General features: G+C 50.8%; 19 protein-coding genes and 2 pseudogenes. 3 read left to right on the top strand and 18 right to left on the bottom strand.

The window, feature by feature from the left end:
- Positions 1-268: 268 nt before the first annotated feature.
- The 11 genes from BK127_RS38645 to BK127_RS38595 form a co-directional block, all read right to left on the bottom strand.
- Positions 269-1390, bottom strand: coding sequence for a sialidase family protein (locus BK127_RS38645; RefSeq protein ID WP_076238000.1), 1122 nt, complete (start codon positions 1388-1390; stop codon positions 269-271).
- Positions 1391-1402: 12 nt separating this feature from the next.
- Positions 1403-2992: a type 2 periplasmic-binding domain-containing protein gene (locus tag BK127_RS38640; RefSeq protein WP_076237999.1), complete on the bottom strand. Its 1590-nt coding sequence runs from the start codon at positions 2990-2992 to the stop codon at positions 1403-1405.
- 49 nt (positions 2993-3041) lie between these two features.
- Positions 3042-3917, bottom strand: coding sequence for a carbohydrate ABC transporter permease (locus BK127_RS38635; RefSeq protein WP_256711635.1), 876 nt, complete (start codon positions 3915-3917; stop codon positions 3042-3044).
- A 17-nt stretch (positions 3918-3934) separates the two neighbouring features.
- Positions 3935-4798 (bottom strand): ABC transporter permease, encoded by an 864-nt coding sequence (locus BK127_RS38630; protein WP_083689912.1) that lies wholly within the window; start codon positions 4796-4798, stop codon positions 3935-3937.
- Positions 4799-5015: 217 nt separating this feature from the next.
- A complete protein-coding gene (locus BK127_RS38625) occupies positions 5016-7238 on the bottom strand; it encodes a helix-turn-helix domain-containing protein (RefSeq protein ID WP_076237997.1) in 2223 nt (740 codons plus the stop codon).
- A 237-nt stretch (positions 7239-7475) separates the two neighbouring features.
- Positions 7476-10367, bottom strand: a complete 2892-nt coding sequence (locus tag BK127_RS38620) for a fibronectin type III domain-containing protein (RefSeq protein WP_076237996.1) — start codon at positions 10365-10367, stop codon at positions 7476-7478.
- 1496 nt (positions 10368-11863) lie between these two features.
- A complete protein-coding gene (locus BK127_RS38615) occupies positions 11864-12076 on the bottom strand; it encodes a hypothetical protein (protein ID WP_179097765.1) in 213 nt (70 codons plus the stop codon).
- A gap of 236 nt (positions 12077-12312) precedes the next feature.
- Positions 12313-12468 (bottom strand): hypothetical protein, encoded by a 156-nt coding sequence (locus BK127_RS43305; protein ID WP_179097764.1) that lies wholly within the window; start codon positions 12466-12468, stop codon positions 12313-12315.
- 567 nt (positions 12469-13035) lie between these two features.
- Complete coding sequence (locus tag BK127_RS45920; RefSeq protein WP_076238011.1) at positions 13036-13113, bottom strand: SEC-C metal-binding domain-containing protein; 78 nt, start codon at positions 13111-13113, stop codon at positions 13036-13038.
- 485 nt (positions 13114-13598) lie between these two features.
- The gene (locus BK127_RS38600; protein ID WP_083689909.1) at positions 13599-13880 is read right to left on the bottom strand and encodes an S-layer homology domain-containing protein; all 282 of its coding nucleotides are present in this window, start codon (positions 13878-13880) and stop codon (positions 13599-13601) included.
- A gap of 262 nt (positions 13881-14142) precedes the next feature.
- Positions 14143-14433 carry a hypothetical protein gene (locus BK127_RS38595; RefSeq protein WP_076237992.1) on the bottom strand — a complete coding sequence of 97 codons (291 nt, stop codon included), beginning with the start codon at positions 14431-14433 and terminating at the stop codon, positions 14143-14145.
- Positions 14434-14626: 193 nt separating this feature from the next.
- Between BK127_RS38595 and BK127_RS44250 the strand changes: the two genes are divergently transcribed.
- A complete protein-coding gene (locus BK127_RS44250; RefSeq protein WP_179097763.1) occupies positions 14627-15223 on the top strand; it encodes a hypothetical protein in 597 nt (198 codons plus the stop codon).
- Here BK127_RS44250 and BK127_RS38590 read toward each other — a convergent pair.
- From BK127_RS38590 to BK127_RS38575, 4 genes are all read right to left on the bottom strand, one after another.
- Positions 15133-15522, bottom strand: a complete 390-nt coding sequence (locus BK127_RS38590; RefSeq protein WP_076237991.1) for a response regulator — start codon at positions 15520-15522, stop codon at positions 15133-15135. The two genes, BK127_RS44250 and BK127_RS38590, sit on opposite strands and share 91 nt — an antisense overlap.
- A gap of 232 nt (positions 15523-15754) precedes the next feature.
- Positions 15755-15880: a hypothetical protein gene (locus BK127_RS43295; RefSeq protein ID WP_256711634.1), complete on the bottom strand. Its 126-nt coding sequence runs from the start codon at positions 15878-15880 to the stop codon at positions 15755-15757.
- Between the two features lie 88 nt (positions 15881-15968).
- The gene (locus BK127_RS38580; RefSeq protein ID WP_076237990.1) at positions 15969-16931 is read right to left on the bottom strand and encodes an L-threonine 3-dehydrogenase; all 963 of its coding nucleotides are present in this window, start codon (positions 16929-16931) and stop codon (positions 15969-15971) included.
- Positions 16928-18121: a glycine C-acetyltransferase gene (locus BK127_RS38575; RefSeq protein WP_076237989.1), complete on the bottom strand. Its 1194-nt coding sequence runs from the start codon at positions 18119-18121 to the stop codon at positions 16928-16930. Before BK127_RS38575 ends, BK127_RS38580 begins: the two co-directional genes overlap by 4 nt.
- Positions 18122-18509: 388 nt before the next feature.
- Here BK127_RS38575 and BK127_RS44245 point away from each other — a divergent pair, with 388 nt between their 5' ends.
- Positions 18510-18659, top strand: coding sequence for a hypothetical protein (locus BK127_RS44245; protein WP_179097762.1), 150 nt, complete (start codon positions 18510-18512; stop codon positions 18657-18659).
- 337 nt (positions 18660-18996) lie between these two features.
- Positions 18997-19116, top strand: a pseudogene (locus BK127_RS46135) (Gfo/Idh/MocA family protein); the annotation flags it as partial.
- Between the two features lie 126 nt (positions 19117-19242).
- Here BK127_RS46135 and thiD read toward each other — a convergent pair.
- The 3 genes and pseudogenes from thiD to BK127_RS44580 all read right to left on the bottom strand — a co-directional run bounded on the left by thiD (position 19243) and on the right by BK127_RS44580 (position 21039).
- Entirely contained in the window at positions 19243-20055 is an 813-nt protein-coding gene (thiD, locus tag BK127_RS38565) for a bifunctional hydroxymethylpyrimidine kinase/phosphomethylpyrimidine kinase (RefSeq protein WP_076237988.1), read from the bottom strand.
- Positions 20056-20207: 152 nt separating this feature from the next.
- A pseudogene (locus tag BK127_RS45910) lies at positions 20208-20441 on the bottom strand (GNAT family N-acetyltransferase); the annotation flags it as partial.
- Positions 20442-20775: 334 nt separating this feature from the next.
- Complete coding sequence (locus tag BK127_RS44580) at positions 20776-21039, bottom strand: site-specific integrase (protein ID WP_076237987.1); 264 nt, start codon at positions 21037-21039, stop codon at positions 20776-20778.
- Positions 21040-21103 lie beyond the last annotated feature (64 nt).

The raw sequence follows: 21103 nt of genomic DNA, 5'->3' as shown, positions 1-21103 counted from the left end.
ACTTAATTCTTCTTTTAATACTTTCACCCAAGGGCAAGGTCAATGTGAATTTTGAGAGGAAGCACACAGCAGCGGAGAGGGACATTTGTATCTATAAAAGCGGTGCGGTCGCCTCCACGCTTTCCAAGGGAAAGCGACTTCGTAAGCATACGCCTTAAATTTGACTCCAACCTTGGAATCTTAAATCAAGGAATCTGGTTTTAACAGATTGGAAGATCAAATGTCACTGAAACGCCTCCCTACGGCAAGCTCCTCTAATGCGCCGGCCTTACCCCCACCTCTCCAACGCCCCGAACGGAATTGTAATCGCGATCAGCTCGTTGCGGTTCAAATCGACGGCGATATAGATCGCCTTGTCTTCCTCGTCCACATAGCCGTCGGGATAGTGGTACAGGTGGATTTCGCGGCGCGGCGGCAGAACGTGCTGCAGGTCGATTTTGACCGACCAGGTGTTCATATCGTCGGACGATACCCACAGCTCGAACGGGTAACGATATGTACGAGAGCTGTGCTTCAGCCAGTCGGGATCGGTTGCGATATCCGGGTTCGGGTGGCAGAACAGCGCGATCCGGCCATCCGCCAGCTTCAGCAGCCGCATCTTCACCGCCGCGTCGGGAATATCGGTCTGCTCGGCCTCGCTCCACGTGACGCCGCCGTCGCGCGACACGGACCGCCACAGCCAGCCATTGTATTCGTTGCGCATCAGCATGACCAGCTCGCCGGTCGACAGCTCGATCACGTTTGGCTCCCACAAAAATTGCTCGCTGCGCGGGCCCGGCGCGACATGGCGCGAGAATGTCAGGCCGCCGTCTGTGCTGATCAGCACGCCGCTGCGATACAGATGATTCTGGTAGAACGCCCGCCAAGGCGCGATGTTCGATTCGTACGCCGGCTGCGGCTTCTCCTCAGGAAGGTCGACCGACTCCGTATAGCAGAACGGGATGACCCAAGCGCCGTCGGAGCGAATGATGCGCTGACGCATGTTGTGGCATTCATGGAAGCCCTCGAATTTCTCCCGCGGCGTCCAGGTGACTCCACTGTCGTAGCTGTACGAACGGAACGCCCGCAGCGTGGCAAAATGGTTGTCCTGTTCCACCTCGTACACGAAGGCGGTGATTTTGTCGTCGTCGACGAACACCTCCGAGCTCCAGGTGCCTTTGCCTTCGGTCGTGATAATTTCACGCGGCTCGGTCCAAGTCTCGCCTTTGTCCCGCGAATGGGTGATGAACAGCGTATTGTTGTTGGCCGGCTCTGTATGGCCGCCTGATTGGAAAAAGATAAACAGCTCCCCGTTCGGGGCTTTGCGCAGGAATGGCTCGCAGACCAAATAATACGGATCGCGGCCGACATAAACCGAACGCGACGAGATTTGTTGTGTTGTGTTAGACATGGAATGTCCCTCCTATTTTTTGAACATCGATTGATAAATGTCATTTGCTTCCTTCTCCAGCATGTCGCCCCCAGCCTTCTTCCACGCGTCCAGGTAAGCGTCCCAGTCCTTATCGATATCCTTCTTGCCGACGATAAAGTTGGCGAGCCATTCGTCCACGACGGCGTTGACGTTGTTCTGGTACTGCTTGGCGCTCGGCAGCGGGTATTTGTAAATCGGATCGAACGGCCCGATGCCGTACGTCTTCAGCATGCCGTCCACCCCTTTGGGCAGTACGCCAAACTGGTATGCCTTGCTCAGCCACGGCGCAAAAAACTCCGTTTTGCCTTCCTTCGCGAGATTTTCCGCCTTGTCGTACGGCGCAATCGGCTGAAGCGCACCCTTATCGTCGAATTTCCAGTGCTTGTTCTCGACGCCGACGCGGCCGATCGAGTAGGTTAGCGACGCGTCGCTGCCCGCACTATCGAGCATTTGAATGATTTTTTTCAGCTTGTCCGGGTCCTTCTCCAATTGCTTGCCGAAGGCGACGAGACCCGAGCCCGCCGGGTTGTCCTGAACGATGCCCCTGGAGCCGTTCGGTCCGACCGGCGGCTTCAGCAGCTTGATACCGTCGTTTGGCGTCTTCTCGCGCAGCGCGTTCGTCGCAAGGCCGTTCGGATTAACCCACCAGACGGTGCGTCCGTAGAAGCCGACACGGCCATCGATAAATTTGTTATGCCAAATTTTGCTGTCGTCCACGACAAACTCGGGATCGACGATGCCCATATCGTACCAGCGCCGTAGCAGCTTCAGCCCGTCCTTCAGCTCCGGCTGCGCCGAGCCGTCGACGATTTTGCTGTCCTTGACGAAGCGCATGCTCGGCATCGTGCCGTAGGTGTAAAAAAACTGGCTGACGATATCGTTAGCCGCGCCGCCGAAGTTGCCGCTGCCGTCCTTCCAGGCGATGCTGAACGCGTACGTATCCTTTTTGCCGTTGCCGTCGGGATCGTTGTCGCGGAATTTTTTGAACATGTCCTCGAACTCCTGAATCGTCTCCGGCTCCTTCGCGATGCCGACCTTGTCGTACCAGCTCTGGCGCACGCCGGACATCCGTTTGACGGTGGCGATCGGGTCGATTTTGACCATTGCGTAGTTTTTGCCCTTGTATTGGGACAGGTTCAGCACACGCTGATCGATGTCCAGCGCATCCTTGTAATAGTTCGGCGCGTATTGCTTAAGCAAGTCAAGCGGCGCCTCGGCCAGCACACCCTGATTCGCATAGGTGACCAGCTCGGCAACATTGTTGACCCAGATGACGTCGGGAATGTCTCCCGAGGCGAAGCGGGCCGTAATTTGCTGCTGCCAGCTCGTCGGGTCGATAAAGATCGGATCGAGCTTCACCCCGAATTTGCTTTCCAGCAGCTTCTGCGCCTCCGTATCCTTATCCATCACCGTGCCGGGGAGCTGATTGCGCCCGAGCCAGGAAATCGTCATAGGCGCTGCGCCGTCCTTGCCCCCTTCCTTGCCACTATCTCCCTTCTCTGTGCCGCCCGAGGCGCTGCAGCCTGCCGCAAGCGAGCAGACCAGTAGCGCCGATGCTATGCGGTATCCGTATCTTTTCATCGTGACACACCCCTTTTTCGATTGTTTTCAATCCGTGGAATGACGTGCGTTAGCCCTTGATCGAGCCGAGCATCACGCCCTTGACAAAATGCTTTTGCAAAAATGGATAAACGATCAATATCGGCAGCGTCGAAACGATGATTGTCGCCGCCTCGACGGCTTCCTGCGCTGTCCGCATGTTCAGGCCTGCACCGTCGTATTGCCCGATCATCTGGTGCTCCAGGATGATTTTGCGCAGGATGACCTGAAGCACAAGCTTGTTTTTGTCCGTCATGTACAAGATCGCATCGAAAAAAGCGTTCCAGTGTCCCACCGCCGTCCATAGCGCAATCGTCGCCATGACCGGCATCGACAGCGGCAGTACAATCCGCCGCATCACGGTCAGCTCGGAAGCGCCGTCGATGCGCGCCGACTCCTCCAGACTGACGGGAATCGACTGAAAAAAATTACGCACGATCAGCAGGCTGAACGGACTGATAAGCCCCGGCAAAATAAGCGCCCACAGCGAGTTCAGCAGCCCCAGCTCCTTGATGAGCAAATAGTTCGGCACGAGCCCGCCGCTGAAAATCATCGTAAATACGATCAACACGATCCAGGTGCGGCGCAGCGGAAAATACGCCTTAGCGAGCGGATAGGCGGTCATCGCTGTCATCGCGGCCGTCAGGGCCGTGCCGATGACGGTGCGTAGCACCGTATTGCGGTAGCCGATCCACGTCAGCTCCGAGATCAATACCTCGCGGTACGCCACCCAGTCGAGTGATCTTGGCCACAAGTGCAGGCCGATGCGCGATGCCTCCGCGCCTTCGCTCAGTGACACCGACAGCAGGTGCACGAACGGATACAGCGTCAGCGCCATGAGCGCGGTCAGAAACAGTCCGTTGACCGCTTGAAACATTCGCACACCGAAGGTTCGGTTTTGCATCATTTAGAGGCTCCTCCTTTCTACCAGACGCCCTGTTCGCCCCGGGTCAGTCTGCGTATGACGCCGTTGACGATCACGATCATGAGCAGGCCGACGCCCGACTTGAACAGCCCTACGGCGGCCCCGAAGCTGTAGTCCATATCGACCATAGTCAGCCGGTACACGAACGTGTCGAGAATGTCGCCGACCTCATACACGGTAGGACTGTACAGGTTGAACACCTGATCGAAGCCCGCATCCAAAATATGCCCGACGCGCAAAATGAGCATGACCGCGATCACCGGCGCGATCGACGGCAGCGTAATCGCGACCGTCTGCCGCCATTTGCTTGCGCCGTCCATCTCCGCCGCCTCGTACAGACTCGCGTCGATGCCGGACAGCGCCGCCAAATAGACGACGGCCTCCCAGCCGAGCTCCTTCCAGATGTTGCTCATGATCAGGATCGGCACGAACCATTCCTGCGACGCCATAAAAAAGATCGGCTTGACCCCGGCAAGCTGCAGCGCCCAGTTGACGATGCCATAGCTCGGCGAAAAAAAGACGTTCAGTAGCCCGGCGATGACGACCCACGAAATAAAATGAGGCAAATAGCTTATCGTCTGCACCCAGCGCTTGAACACACTTTTCCGCAGCTCGTTCAGCAGCAGCGCGAACACGATCGGCGCAGGAAATTCTAACGCCAGCCGGTACAAGCTGATCAGCACCGTATTGCGCAGCACGCGGGCAAACATCGGGTCCGCCAGCAGCCGCTCGAAATGACGGAAGCCGACCCAGTCGCTGCCCAGAATGCCCTGAACAAAGTTGTAATCCTGGAACGCGACGACGATCCCCGCCATCGGCACATATTTAAATACGATAAAATAAACCAGGCCGGGCAAAAACATAAGCAGCAGCGCCTTGTGCTTGTTTACGGTTGCAATGATGTTGTCCTCCTCCTTTCCCTCGGCAGCCCCGGCTTCGCTCCGATTATGTCACGGGGAAAAGAAGCGCGTAAACAGAACGATCCGAAAAATGCAGCACCATCCGAAACGCGGCCGCCAGGCCCAGCAAATGATGAAAAAAACGCGCCGCATCGGGGATTTCTGCCCCTTCTGCCGCGCGTTACGCATGCATTTTCCGAAATTCCGTCGGCGTCGTTCCGGTTAGTTCCTTAAACACCTTGTAGAACCCGCGTGTGCTGGCATAGCCGGTCTTGGCCGCGATGTCCTCGATTCTGTCGTCGGTTTCGAGCAGCAGCCGCTTCGCCCGCTCTACCTTGGTGCGAAGAATATATTCTCCGGCAGTGATGCCCTTTCGCTCGCGGAACAGCTTGTTCAGCGATGGCGGGCTAAGCGACAATTGGGCGGCGATGCGCTCCGCGGTCAGCGTCATGTCCTGCTCGATCCAGGCGGCCGCCTTCTCCATGATATCCTGGTTGACGCCGGCCCGCTTCCGCTCCACGGAGGCGATCAGCCGCTCGCTTAAGCTTGCTAGCCGCTCCGTCGTCTCGGCGAAGCGGCTAGTCGCTAGCAGCGCTGTCACCTCGTCGCGTAGCCCGCCCTCCTCCTTATCGAAGCCGTATTCCTCCAGCAGCAGAAGGAGGCTGGCGGACAACTGCAGCGTCATAATCTGCGTCTCCGCCACGCTCGCCTGTGCGTCCTTGGCGTCCTCGCGCAGCCGCTCGCATAGCGCCCGCGCACCGTCCACGCGGCTGTGGCGGATATGCTTCACATAATCCGCTTCATAATTGGACCAGACGAACGAGCGGCTCCGCGGCCGCGCCGTCGTCTCCGCAATTTCGCTGTAATGCGTCAACTTCGTAGGATCGAACAGCCGGTTGTAGCTCAGACATTGCAGGCTTTCCTGGTACGAAACGGCGGCGTGTGCCAGCCCTTCGCCCGCGCTGCCTATGCCGATATCTACGGAAAGCCGAATGTACCGCTTCACGTTGTGGCGCACCTCGGCGGCGGCGGCCAGCCAGCGCCCGGCCGTCTCCTGCTGCGCCGTGTTGCAGATGACGACGATCGTATCCGCGTCCCGCGCCAGCGTCTCCGCCACGCCAAGCGGATGCAGCGTCTCCGCGGCCACGTTGCGGATCGCATAATTCGTCAGCTCCATGTCCAGCTCGCTGTAATCCTCGCGTAGCTCGCCCCAATGCACATGCAGGGACAGGACCGTAAATACCGGATGCGGCCACGGCAGCTCCAGCAGCGGAGAGGCGGCGGCGAGCTCCGGAGGCCGCCCTTGCAGCAGGCGCATCAGCAGGTTGTGCCGGATCGTCTCGCGGTGATGCCGCACCGCGTCGCTCAGCCGCTCGCTTTCATCCGTCAGACGGCTGAAGGCGCCGACGATGTAGCCGGATTCATCGAGCAGCGCCGCCTTCGGTTCCGACGCCGCAGGCGCGCGGCTGCCAATGGCACTCATGATGCGCACGATCGGATGGTACAAATACCGCGAGGCAAGGATGACGATCGCGAGGCTCAGCAGCGCCGCCACCAGACCGATGACCGCGAACGCAAGGCTCTGACGCTCCGCCGCCTGCGCGAACGAGGCGTACGGAATGATGAGCGCGTATTCGAATTTGCTTGTGGTCGCCTGCTCGCGCAGCAGCAGATAACGTCTGTTTCCTTCGCGCGGCTCCGTGTTGCCCCCTGCCAGTTCGCGCAGTGCGGTAGACGTCTCCTCCTCGCCGCCACCCAGCAGCAGATGCCCCTTCGCATCGGAGACATAGAAGGAGCCGCCCGTTTCCGCGAGCAGCACCGAGGCCCACTGCCGCATGTCGTCGTCCTTCACATTGATCGCGATCACGCCCGATTGCGGCTCGGACACGCCGACGTACATGTAATAGGTGATGAGCCCGGGACGCGGCAAATACCGGATGCCGGTATAATCGTCCTTGCGCGCGATGCCGCTCAGCAGCTCCTGATCGGCGAACCGGTCGAAGGGCATCAGCCGGTTATCTGTCGTCGAATAGGCGACTCGCCGCTCCAGGTCGAGCAGCTCGATCGAGGCGATATATTTGCTGTGAATTGCGACGCGCTGTTCCATTTCTTTTATAAAGTAAAGCGTTTGCGCATTCGTGTAATAGTCCCCGAGCACAGAAAAATATTTGTCCATGCTACCGAGAATGTCGTACATGACATTCTTCATCTGCTCGTGTACGATCGAATGCTCGCGCACTGCCTGCTCCAGCAGCTGACGGCTATATTTTTCCGTCTGGTTTTGTGCGGCGCTCAGCGTCATCCGGTAGTTGATGGCGGAGAGCAGGCAGATCGGCAGCAGCACGGCGCAGCATAAGAGCAGAACGATGCGCATTTGCAGCTTTCCAACAACGGGCTTCGGCATAGTTGTCCACCTTTACGGGTAATCGGGATATAGCGCTATTATACCAGAACCGGTCGCGGCGTCGGTAAAAAAACGAGGCAGGCCCGCGCCGACGGTCTCTATCGGTGCGGCCCTGCACGTACAAAGGGGGAAAGTCAGAATGGGCTACGGGCTCGCTTTGCGCCGTAAGACGAATGCGGCCGCATCATCGGATTTGCGGTCGGAACGCAATGCCGCGAAGCCAGATCGAGTCACACGCTACGGTCCCGTGGGCGGGTCCAACTCCAGAGGGAACGCGGCGGTGTGCGCCGTTTCCGTCACGCCCGCGATATTTGTCGAGCGGTAGCTGAAGTTGTAGTCGCCGTCCAACGCCAGCACGATCGGCCCGCTGTAGGCGGACCACGTGGTGCCGCCGTCGAAACTGTAGACGGTGGACGTCACCGTCGGGCGCTGGCTGCCGGACTTAAGCTGCAGCGTCACGGGCGACTTGTACGAGCCGCCCGGGCCATCTGGGGCCGCTGGAGAGGCGAGCAACGTCGTCAGCGGATAGGCGGGCGTCACGGTGTTGCCGAACGCTTCGGCATCGCTCGTCTTGATCACGATGCCGGAGCGAATTTCCTCCCACTGCGTCGCGATCTCATCCGCCGTGCCGCGCACGCCGTACACCTGCTCGGGCAGCAGGGTATGCCGGAGCACCGTATTGCCCGACACCTCGCCGCCATCGGTATTTTCCATGCGAATGCCGGTGCGGCCGGAATCGGTGATCGTATTGCCGCGAATCGAGATATTCTGGTGCGGCATGCCCGGCGACCAACCGGACGGCGTATAGGAGTTGACGAGCAGCGCAGCGCCCGAATTGACGATTTCCGAGGCGGGTGCGCCCCACAGAAACGCCTGCTCGATCGTATTGTCTTCAATCGTGATGCCGTTGGCCGGCGCGGCCTTGAATGTGGACAACAAATATTCCTGGTTTACGTTAATGCCCGACATGTTCGTTTTCTTGATCGTGTTGCCGCGAATCTCGCCGTTCATAATGCCCGCAAACAGGATGCCGCGCGCCAAATTCGTCTTCTCGATATGGTTGTTCAGCACCCTTGAGCCATAGCCGCGTTCGTTCGGATTCGTCGGATACATACCCGAGCCCGCCGAAAGCGTCGGCATGTCGCGGTCGAAGGTAACGGTGACATTTTCGTTCGCAAGAAACGTCTGGCTGCCGTACGGCGGAGACATCTCCGTAACAACGGCCGTTCCTTTAAGTTCGCCGGTCGCTCCGTCCATAAACTCGACTTCGGTGCCGACCGGGAACTTTTCGTTAATAAAGCGCTGCATGGTCAGCGTCCGGGCCGCGGTTTGGCCTGTCACCGTCGCCAGCCAGGTCGAGTTGAAGGCGATGCCGTCGTCGCCGGTGCCTTGCACGAAGCTGTTTTGGACAACGTTGTTCTGGCGGGCATTGCCAAAATGAATACCGTCCGCGTTCGAGCTCATCAGCCGCCCGCTTCCGGGGCGCGGCTTCACCGATACGTGATCGACGGTGGTGTTGAACTGCTTGTGGAACAGGAAGGCGAACACCGGCGCGGCGTACACCTCCGCATAGCTGATCGTGTTGCCCTGTCCACCGTTCATCTTGATCGTATGCCCGCCGCTGCGGTCGGTGTAGACGAGCGTATCGCCCGGCTGGATCGCAGCCAGGTTCGCTTCCTGCGTCCACGGCTTGTCGTCGTTAATAATATTTATCGTGTCGCTCGTCGCATTGCGGGACGCCTGCAGCCGGCCAACCTCCTGAACGCGCTCGCCACCGCGGAATACGAAGACGCGCAGCGCGCCTGCATCGCTATACGGCGTGCTTGACGCATTAAACGCCACAGGCGACTGAAAACCGATCATCGTCGTGTACTGGATCGTGCGTGCGGACGCGTTCACGCTGCTCACGACAAGCTGCGTGGACGGAAGCTGAAGGTAATCCACCTTAAGTCGCGTAAGTGTCATCCGTTCGCAGTTCGTCAGCAAAATGGCGATCAAATGCCCGTTCGCGAAATACAGGTTGGAATCGGCAAAATCGATCGTCAAATCCTTCGAGCCGACAATTTCCAAATGGCGGTCGGCGGCCGCCTGGGACAGAAAATAATAATCCCCCTGGTCAACCGTCAGCTTATGAATCCCAACCCCCTTGGCGTATTGGAGCGCCGCTTCAATGTAGGGCCTTGCGTCTACGATCGGCTGATTCGGCGTCAGATTGGCGCTGTAAATGCCCAGTGAAACCAAGTCCTGCGACAAGTTCACCTCGTCGATCGGCGTATACGGCGGATCGGCGAGCGACGGATCGGAATAAATCTCCAGCTCCGATATGCGCGCACGGTCGTCCGTATTGCCCGGATCGGTAATATAAATCCGGTAAAAGCGATAAGCTGCCGCTGGCGTCACCGTATGATCGGTAACGTTATACGTGTTGCCGGTGACGGTCAGCAAATCGTCCCACGCCATCGTCGAATTACTGCCCTGAATTTTAAAATCCCTTGTATTGTCCGAGACGAGACCGCCCGTCGCGCCCATATGTCGTACGACAAACCGCTTCGTGTACCGCGGCTTGCCGATATCTACCTGCAGCCAATGCGCTCCGGCCACATTGGCCGAATGCCACAAATTGCGGACGCCGCTGACGACCGCGGTCGTGCCGTCGACCGCCTTCCACGCTGGACGGTCGAAGTCCTGGTAGTCGGCGGTCGCGACGCCGCCGAGCGCGATATTGACGGAGGCGCTGCCGCTCTCCGTCGTCACCGTCAGTGTGGCGCTTGGCGCGGAGGCGTTGCCCCCGGCGCTGCGGGCGACGACAGCGAACGAATATGTCGTCGCCGGCGACAGCCCGGAGAACGCGTACACAGTTGGCAGCGAGCTGGTCGCGCTGAGCTTGTACACCACGGCAGCGACTGTGGTTCCGCTTACAATTTCATACGACATAATGTCGCTGCTCGTCGAAGCCGTCCACGACAAGCTGACGGCCGTATCCGATTTGGCGACCAGCGTCACATTCGTCGGTGCGGCGACGACCGGCGGGTCCGCGAACGCCTTTACAGGCGGTAGACCCAGTGCGCTTAAGCATAACACAAGCAAAAGCAGCATCGTTTGGTGCATTGAGCGGGTAATCGGCTTCATACGAAAACACTCTCCTTTGGCGACAATCCGGCGGATTGTCTGCATGTTTTTTCGTGTTAATTGTGGCACGAGAAACCAACTGCGCTAAAGAGAACGATTCGCATGAGGCGGGTAACCTGGAAGGAAAAGGAGGAGAACAGTTCGAAAATAGAGGAACGATATAGAAAGAAGGCGCAAAAGCAAATCTGCAGCCGTTTTTTTCTCGTCTGTGACTCCATGATCGGGCGTCTCGTCTTGAAGGCGACAAACCTTGAGTCACAGCCGTAACGGGCGCAGTCGCGCGTCCGCTTCGATACAATCCCTATCGTGCGTCTGTCGGTGGCGGCCAAGGGCTACGTCCTGGAACGTTGCGCAATAATAGGCCGACTACTCCCCTGTCAGCTCTTCCACTGAGCCGTAGCCATAGCCCACACCAATCGAAGTGATACCTTTATTGCGAGCCTCAATCAGATCGTATTTGCGGTAGCCGATCATCACAGTCTGCGCTGGCGGCTAATGTAATCATGTTCTTGTCTTCCTACAATTAATGTCGATGACAAGAACTGATCTTGAACTTGATAATAAGCTTTACGGACAACCTGCTTCTGGGTAGTTTGAACCCATTCTGTTCGGGTGAACTCTAACTTATCTTTCTCTAATATGGTTTCCCCCTGTACGTTTGTCCTTCTTGATTCGTGTCTCTTTGATTTGTTCTGCGTCTACACTAAGACCTGGCATCGTTGTGCCTGTTACATCGATTCCATTCGGTTTTTCTTATTTACATGCTTATCTAAGCTGATTAACTCAGCAGATTTTTGAATATATTGATATAAGAAAAGATCCTACATTTCATTTTGTGGGGTAGGAATGCTTAAATGAAAGATCAAGTCCTGCCGGGCACTGTTCACAAATACCATCTGCTCGCGCGGCAGATAATCCAACATAATATACGGGTTTTTTATCTCTATTGTTCTTTCTTCATTAATTCCATGACCATAAACCCCATTAGTCACAGTCGGCTATTCCGGCTTAGTAGCGCTTGTCTGTGTAGATCTCATGTTTACTTGAGGCGAATCCAGGCCATTCAAAGTCTTAGAATAGTTAACAAATGTTGCTTCCACGTTTTCATTCTGAACAGCGGCTGCTACTTCTTCGCCTATTGGGAAGCATAAAGAAAAAAGTAAAGCACTTAAACTTAAAAAAGCAAACCGACGTTTCCATTGTGTATGAATTGACAATTGCGCACTTCCTTCTATTAAATTAGTCATTTGACGACTATTGTACTAGAAATGAATTGCGAAATTTATCATAATTCGTCGATTATTATTGATTAGACTCGTCTGTTCATTATTCATCTGATAAAAGGAGCGTTTACTAATAGGTACCCATCTCTCAATCGATCATTCATACTCAGTTTAGTGAAATGGAAATACGCCTAATATTAAACAACTGTGGGTTACCGGGCGGAGCTTAATTGGGAAATATGTTTAGTTCGTCCCATAAGAGGATATCGTTGATTAAAAATTGAATATTTTCAATAATATTATTGCTAAAATTACAATGAGGCAAAAAAAGACTGCAAGTTTACCTTCACCATATTTTAAAACATATCTTTTGCCAAATACCCTGGCTACAATTAAGATGACAATCAAAATAGGAAGACCAAATCCAACTATATTTCCTGCTAAAAGTGCAGTTGAACCATCCGCTAAATATTTATACGAAGACATATAGGCCAATGGGTTATCACCTCAATTTCGACTATATTTGGCTATTTGGGATCAAGAAGGATGTTATTGAGTGGATTTAAATATGACAGTTTTCTTAAATATAATCAAGACAATAATTGATTGAACTATAACTGAAGGAAACAGTCCTCTCTTTCCCTTTACCGACCACAACCTTATGTTACTGGCTGCAATTTCCTGAAACGATGACCCCGGCTTTTGACGGCTCTGCTTACAAATCATGGGTTTCCCAAGGATCGATTAGCAGATCGAACAACTGGATTCGTTCCGCTCGTGCTTGTTACTGGCGACCGATAATAATGAATCAGCTTCCAACGGCCGTCCGTTACCATCCGCTGAACATCTCGATACACCGAGCATACGATACCACGCACGCTTTCGCTTTCCCCGGTTCTTGACATCAACCGATGACAAGAACCTTATTACAGAACTAAAAAAAGCCGCAATTTAAGCGACTTTCAATGTAATAATGATGTTGACTTCCGACATTTAATGAGAACATAAAAATAATTCTACCGTAACGATTGCGTTTTGGTCTGCACCTACAATATGTCCCTGAATGCTTCTTAATAGCATTTTTTATTCTCTGAATCAATATCAGGTGTCTACATACCCACCTAAATAAATGTGCTTGTGGGTTAACTCGTTCTAACCATTTAAGCGATGTTCCCTCATGGAGCAGTTTAAGAGGTGGAAACACCGGGACATTCTTATGAATGTCAGGCCGCAAATTGCTTAATTTTGCAATCGGCGGGATGAACATCCTTGCCTCCGTACTAAAAATGTCTCGAATTTCTACATTATAGGCAGGATCTCTCTGCTCTTGTGCGATAAAATTGGGATAATTGTAAAATTCAATTTGCTCATAAGGGATCTTCCTTGCCGCTAACTCACTTACGAGCTGATCGTACTCGGTACGCATCTGATAGGACGCGACCGGATTATTCAATGCAGCACACTTTAAACTTTTTCCCGCTCCCGCAATAACAAAGGTCGTTTCTCCCTTGTTTTGTCGTCATCAGCTTATCCCCACTCACCCTATTTTTACATATTTTTCAATAAATTAGAAGTGTCCGTAAATTGGGGGGTGCTAACATACCCCACTAGCTGGCATGCAGATGTGGCATCCATTGAGCTAACGACCATCAGCCGACTTGCTTCATGAAGGCGCAGTGCTTCTGCGATTTAATATTGACCACTACCGCGCTGTTAATCCTTTTGCCGGGTTGGGAATGACGATATCATCCCGAAATTTACCAATCTCATTTAACTTAATATTATATTTCATCTGGTACAGCACAATTTTATTGAAAGTTTCCTGGGTTTGGATCAACACCCCACAAGAATACAAGAATTTCTCAATTTAAGTATAGTTGAAAACAAAGACCTGTTACAATGTAAATCAACAATAAGGAACTAGAGCCCCTTCGATCAACTTTGGCTGTATCGTACGGCTGCTTTGTTCAAAAATCCATTCCGAAGTGTTGCTGTATGCCCGGGATGATTATTTGGAGCTGTTCCATTCATTAAGCTGTTTTTGTGCTTCTGCGATAACGGTATCCGATCCGCTGGCTTCATCCTGGTATTGGAATTCTGCCCAGTGTGTTTCCGCATCGGCAAAGGTTTTGCCTTCTTGTTCCCCAAGCTGGAACGCTTTGACGATAACAGTCACGAATTCCGCTCTTGTGATGTTCGCATCAGGCTTAAATGTGTTGTCTGGATAACCGTTTATCGCGCCGAGTTTCACCAGTTCCCGCACGTTCGATTCGTACCATTGCCCTTTGATATCGGAAAGTCCGCTTCATTTGTTTGCGGCTGTTCGGTCTTCGCTTTATCCAATGCTAGTACGACAAACTTCGTAAAATGGTTCACCGATCCGGATGACGCTGGTATTACCCCTTTTAGGCGCTGTGGATAACAGTGGTCTGATTTTTGATCTCATGGCAGGAGCGAGTTACTACACTTCGGTTGTTGAGTAGAAGAGAAGGTGAAGAGCGTGAAGGGTAGTTTCAGCACAACTGATATAAGCAACGAACAATCAAGATCTCTTATTCGACGAGTAAAGAAAACCACAGAATAAAAAAAACAAGAAGTACGATTATTAGTACTCCAGCAAAAGCGGCAATCCAAAAACCTTTTGATTTAAAAAAATCAGTGTCTACCGAATTCATGTTCAAGGACGGGCCAAAAAACTCTTTTTCCTCTTTCCCTAAATTTTTTAAACAAATTTTATAATAAGACTCCGCATATGATTCATCGAAACTCTGCATTTTGTCCCATATCTCCATGTGAAGGACTCTTATTTCCTCTTTCCTCTCACTTTCCCTAAGGGGTGCCATAATTAAAACTCCTATCTAAAAGATTGGAATCTACCATTTTACATACTATTCATTTAAACATAGATAATAGTTAAACGAAAATTATATATACATAATATATTAAAAAAGGTATTTTATAATAAATATGTTAAGGTGACAAAGCACCTAAACTATTCCATTTGAGGAAAACAAAAAAAAGATTAAACGTCGTTTTTTGGGAACTATGGCTCTTGTTCTTACCTCTTCTGTATCACTATTTAGTACTACAAGTGCAAGTGCTGTATCATCAGAGGAAGCCGCAGCAAAACAATCTGTTAAAAACTATATTAGCGCGGTCGAAAAGAAAGATGTTAATGAAATGGTTCAATGGGTTACAGATGTCCGAGTCTCGCCTGACAAACAAAAATTGTTATATAACCAGATACTGAACAACAACCCGTTTTCTGATTCAAAGTTAATTGATTTTAAGCAAAACGGGGAAAAATGGATCGCGAACATTGCATTAAATCGAAAAGATGATACTCAAACCACCGAAGTTGTTTCTATACCCGTAATAAAAGATAATGGAAAATGGAAATTGCTAATTGAAGGCGTGTCGACAAGAGACGAAAAATCTTTATCTGCGAAGGCTGAACCTTCTTCAAAATCGTCTATTATTACTCCATTATCTACTAGCGTTTCTAATTATTCTTTTTCACTTGGTAAATCGGGTGACCTTTCCTATATAATTTGCAGCTTAGCCTTCAGGATCACTTCTGTAATATCTTCTTCCGTAAAGGGTTTGACGACAAAGTCGAAAGCTCCTAGCTGAACAGCCTGCTTGGCATACTCAAAATCGGTGTAGCAACTGATGAGAATGACCTTGCACGAATGGTTCAGCTCGAGAATCGCTCGCAGCATGTTAAGTCCATCCATCTTGGGCATGCGGATATCCGTAATAATCAGGTCTGGTTTGACACGCTTCACAAGCTCAAGTCCATCCTCTCCATTAGCTGAAGAACCAACGAGCGTAATGCCATGCTCATCAGCCCATTCAATCGCGGTTAATCCATCCACCACACTCTTAATATCATCGATGATGCATAAAGTAATCTGTTCATGGTTGTACATCGGGATGTTCCCCAGCTATCAATTGTCAATGTGCCAGTCAATCCGTCAGAATCAAATCTCCAACAAACTTACAATCAGTCTCAGATAGAGCAGCGTATATATTACACTGCTCCAATCGCCTTTAAAAACGAGAAGCGAACCAAAGTCGGATTTTACGTTTGTGATCAAGATAATGTACTTTGTTGGTGTTCTTACTCACTGTAATGCAAGCGCTCACAAGCAATGCTTCCGCCTACTTGCCAGTCAAATCCCATGTCCGAACAGCCAACAGCATGAGATGATTATCCGTACTCCCGGATACAAGCTGCGCTCTTTCCTCCAGCAATACCGTAGCTAATGTTTGTGCGTTGGCGATCACCAAACCTAAAGAATCGTCACCCGGAAATTTTACGGGTGACGATTCTTTAGGTTTGAGCCTGAATCAGGCAGAAGTGAACCCCCCTCTCTTAATTTGCTTTGAGTAAAAATTTAGGGCGCAACTGCGCAAGCATGTCTTCCGTCATTTTGGTAAGATCGTATTCCGCTTTAAAGCCCCATTCTTGCTTGGCTGCCGTAGCATCGATGGAGTTGGGCCAGCTGTCTGCTATGCTCTGACGGGCAGCATCGATGGCGTACTCCAGTTTGAATTCAGGGATATGCTTTTTAATTTCTGCTGCAAAATCCTCCGGTTCAACGCTCATGGCCGTAATGTTAAATGCATTTCTATGGATGAGTGTAGAGCTATCCGCTTCCATCAAGGCAATGATCGCATTCAACGCGTCTGGCATATACATCATGTCCATATAGGTTCCTTTACCAATATTCGAAGTATATTTGACGTTCTTCATCGCTTCATAGTAAATTTCCACTGCATAGTCAGTTGTGCCGCCGCCTGGAGGTGTGACATAGGAAATTAATCCGGGAAAACGCAGCCCTCTGGTATCAACGCCAAATTTGTGGTAGTAATAGTCACATAGCAGCTCGCCGGCGACTTTATTCACTCCGTACATCGTCGTCGGCCGCTGGACGGTGTCCTGCGGTGTATTGTTTTTAGGTGTTGTCGGACCGAATGCCCCGATGGAGCTCGGTGTAAAGAACTGGCATTGCAATTCTCTGGCAACTTCCAGCGCATTGACCAGTCCGCCCATATTCAAATTCCAGGCGAAAAGCGGTTTCGTTTCCGCAATGGCTGACAACAAAGCAGCCAGGTGCATAATGGTATCGACCTGATACGTTTCGGCTATGTCAAACATGCTTTTGGCATCCGTGACATCAAGCACTTCATAGGGACCCGATTGGGCAAGCTGCGTTTCTTCCTTTTTCCTGATGTCTGTTGCGACGACATTGTCCGCACCGTAAATGTCTCGCAGTTTCGTTGTAAGCTCGGAACCGATTTGACCTAGAGCACCGGTGATTAATATTTTTTTCATTGTAGGATCCCCATCTCTTTCCCAACTTTTTCATAAATGGCAACTGCACGATCGAGCATCTCCGTTGTATGTGCCGCTATCGGCATATTTCTTACCCGGCCTGTGCTTTTAGGTACGGTTGGCAATACGATTGCTTTGGCATATACGCCTTCTTCAAAAAGCCTTTTACTGAATTCCTGGGTCTTCTGCTCTTCACCGATCATGCACGGAGTGATCGGCGTATCACTATGGCCAATGTCGAAACCTAGCTTCCTCAGGCCTTTCTTGAAATAGTTTGCATTATCCCATAGCTTGTCGTGCAATTCCGTACTGCTCATCAGAATTTCAATGGCTCTGATGGAAGCAGCCACATCTCCAGGCGGTAACGCTGTCGAGAACAGAAAAGGTCTGCTTCTTACCTTTAGCCAATCGATTAGATCCTGTCTTCCTGCCACATAGCCGCCGACGACTCCGATCGCTTTGGAGAGGGTCCCGATTTGAAAATCAATTGTGTCCGACAGTCCAAAATGTTTGACAGTTCCTGCACCTTTTCCTAATACACCGGAACCATGCGCATCGTCAACATAAGTGATGAGCTCAAATTCCTCTGCCACTTCTGCAATTTCGGGGAGCTTTGCAATATCGCCATCCATCGAGAAGACGCCATCTGTAATCACCATGATTTTCTTATATAACCTAGATTCTTTGGCTTGTTTGGCTTTCGCCCGCAAATCGTCGATGTCGGAATGGTTAAACGCAATAATCTTGGCTCTAGAGAGTCGACACCCATCAATGATGGAAGCATGGTTCAATTGATCTGAAAGAATGGCATCATCTTTATCCATAACGCCAGAAATCGCAGCCATATTGCAATTAAAACCGGATTGGTAAGCGATTGCAGCTTCCGTGTGCTTAAACTCAGCAAGCTTTTGTTCCAGCTTGACGTGCAAGTCGAGCGTTCCGTTAATGGTTCTAACCGCGCCTGCGCCTACTCCAAATTTATGCGTGGCTTCCACCGCTGCTGCAATCAATCGCGCATCCGTAGCCAACCCCAAATAATTATTGGATGATAAGTTAATGAGCTCTTTACCGTTAATTGTAATGATCGGACCGTTTGCGCTTTGTAGCGGGTGAATGACGTTGTACAATCCCTTGCTTTTTAACTCGGATAAATTTTCTTGCAAGAAATGCCCTAGCAATTTACTTGTCACTGTACTTTCCTCCCTTATGGATGTTCAATTTCCGCATTCTGCTAGTTCTTTGCATCCTAAAAGGTCATTTATCCGAAAACAAATGTACACTGTACAGATACAAATAATAACCTTTAAAGCGGCTTTAAATAAGCGTTTATAATTATTTACTATAACATCGTTTTATTTAATTGTCCACGTGGAAAGGACAATAAATCGTTATTTTTTTGCCCAGCTATACAGCGTTTCTATCTCAAATAATTCCACAAGGATAAACGGCTACGCCGTCTTTCTGAAAGAAAACAGTGCGCTTTTCCGGAAATATAATATCCGTATAATTAATGTTATCATGATAATATCAGCTCTTAACGAAGTTAATGAACAATTAGATGGGTATACACTAAAATTATTGAAAATGGTACTGAAGATCAATACAACGGAGAACGATAGTTTAAAAACACACACCATGAGGCTGCCGCAGGAGATGATATGCGAGAAGTTCCGATCGGATCTTTACGTACCCGTTGCAGATGAGTCGTTCCGCACCAATGGCAAATGAATGCATACTCCGTCGCGGTGGTGATCAGGCTAGAACGGCTGGTTGTAGCACTTCCTCACACCACTGGTGAAAGCTGGTGTTGATGGGCTGCCGGTACGCGAATCGTTGTTGTAGATGAACTGATCCTGGGCCGCCGCCATTTCGACCAAGGCCCTCGGTTATCCCGTAACGACACCCTTGCTCTTGGCTAACGGTAAGCGTTCACCAGCCCCTGCTCGAGACTCCCACCCTAAAGATGACGCCCATACCGGACATAAAATGAAAAACCTTCAAACCGTTTCATCTCGGCTTGAAGGTTTCAATGGTCACGTCAGCGATCTCAATTAATTCAACAACGAAGGAGCTTTCGGGTGGCGGCTCGTTAATTGACTTAGGTGTCCATTTCATCGATTTGGCTGTATGGCTGATGGGCAGTCCCAAGCCGGTGGCTGTTACTGGCGCTACCTACACCAAATTCGCTAATAATGAAATTTCCAACTCTGCCCACAGCCACTTAATCCGTATAAATCATTTTCAGGATCTGTCAGATACAGACAGGTGGCTATGAATTATGGGCCATTATCTGAGCGCATTCTTCCTTGGCTTACTTCTCCAGGCGGTAGCCTCCGTGGAAGACAGGTCCTACATATTTGTTAAAGGTGTAGCCGTTACGGATGGCTGCCGAGACGAAATCCTTGGCCTTCGCCACAGCTTCGTTCACGGACAGGCCGCAAGCTAGGCCCCCGGTAATTGCTGCGGCAAAGGTGCAGCCCGCTCCGTGGTTGTGAGCCGGCTCAATCTTGGCCGTCTGGAGGATCGTATATTCAGTGCCATCGAAGAAGATATCGACCGCATGTTCGCCGCCCAGCGCCTTGCCGCCTTTCACGACAACATGACGTGCGCCGAGGCCGTGAATCAGGCGGGCGGCTTCCTTCATGCCCTCAATTGAAGAAATCTTGCCAAGTCCTGACAGTACGCCAGCTTCGAACAGATTAGGTGTGACCACTATAGCCAGTGGCAACAGCAGGTCGCGAATCGCTTGTGCGCTCTCGGGATTCAGCACCTCGTCTTCTCCCTTACAAACCATAACCGGATCAATAACCACGTTAGTTTGGAGATTCCCCTTAATGGCTTGCTCTGTTACACGTACAATTTCTACACTGCCCAGCATGCCGGTCTTCATGGCATCCATCGGGCCCCCTGCAAAGACAGTCTTCAATTGCTCTGCAACAATTGCGGCATCGATAGGATATACATTGTGATGCCAGCCGTTGTCAGGGTCCATCGTAACTATTGTTGTCAATGCGCTGAATCCATAGGTGCCATATTCTTCAAAGGTTTTTAGGTCCGCCTGAATGCCTGCGCCTCCACTGGAGTCGCTTCCGGCAATGGTTAGGGTTTTAATGATTCTTGACATTGAGTATGTCCCCTTCGCTTATATCTAAATTTATAAAAAACGAATTTTATTGATTATAACAAAAATCAGCATCCACGTCTTCGAAAAAGTAAAGTGCAGTTAGTTCATTGTTTATCCATTCATTTAACGAAGCTTTCGGATTCTGACGCATGTGCTGGCCCTGCCGGAAAGGTACGGATAAATTCCAAGATTTTTTTCATGGCTTCCCGACCATAACCCCGGTTCTGGTATTGCTTGTAAATCATCAGTCGCCTGCTTCAATAGTTGTCATCTGCGATTAACGGTTCTTCGTATCCGGTGATTCCATAAGCCAACATAACAAAACCGACCGGCTGCTCATCCGAGTAAATTGCAAACGGAAATGGATGTCCCCCATTAAGTGCCATGTTTTGTCCTCCATTTTTCTCTGTTGGAATCATCAATCGACGGATAGGATTCGTTTTTGTGACAAGAAATACCTTACGGGTATCTTCACGACTCTCTAAATATCTCTTTAACCAAACCTTACACTCAGTAGTAAAATAACCCCCCCTTTGTTTAGAAACCTTACCATTCACAATAGCTGAACAGTCTCCCAGTTGATGTCTTCAATATTTTCTGAACTTCTCCAACGCGACAGCCCGTGCAGTATAGAAATTCCAATAGAGCGTGCTCACGGTGAGATCGATAGGTAATCTTAAGATGAATAACATCCTACTCAATTAGAAACTTCGGAATACGTTAGTCCATCTTTGGCTCTCTCAGTTTTAGAGCCGGATTCCGTGAAATATGACCTTCTTCAAATGCAAAACGAAAAAGGGAACGTACAAATCGAATTCTATGGCCTAAACTGCTAGGTTTTAACCGCTCTGACACCCAAGCCAAGTAGTCTTTAAGCAAGTTTAAAGTGACTGCCTCAATATCCAGATCACCCAGTTCACGAACTAACACTTTAGTTGTAGAAAGTATGCTTTCATTTAGTTTAGTTATATGATAACTTCTCATTCGGATGCTTCCTTAAATCATTTTGCTATACAGATACGCTGACTACCAGTGGTCCTACGACCGC

This window comes from Paenibacillus sp. FSL H7-0331 (assembly GCF_001956045.1).
This window is presented reverse-complemented; position numbering and strand designations above follow the sequence as displayed.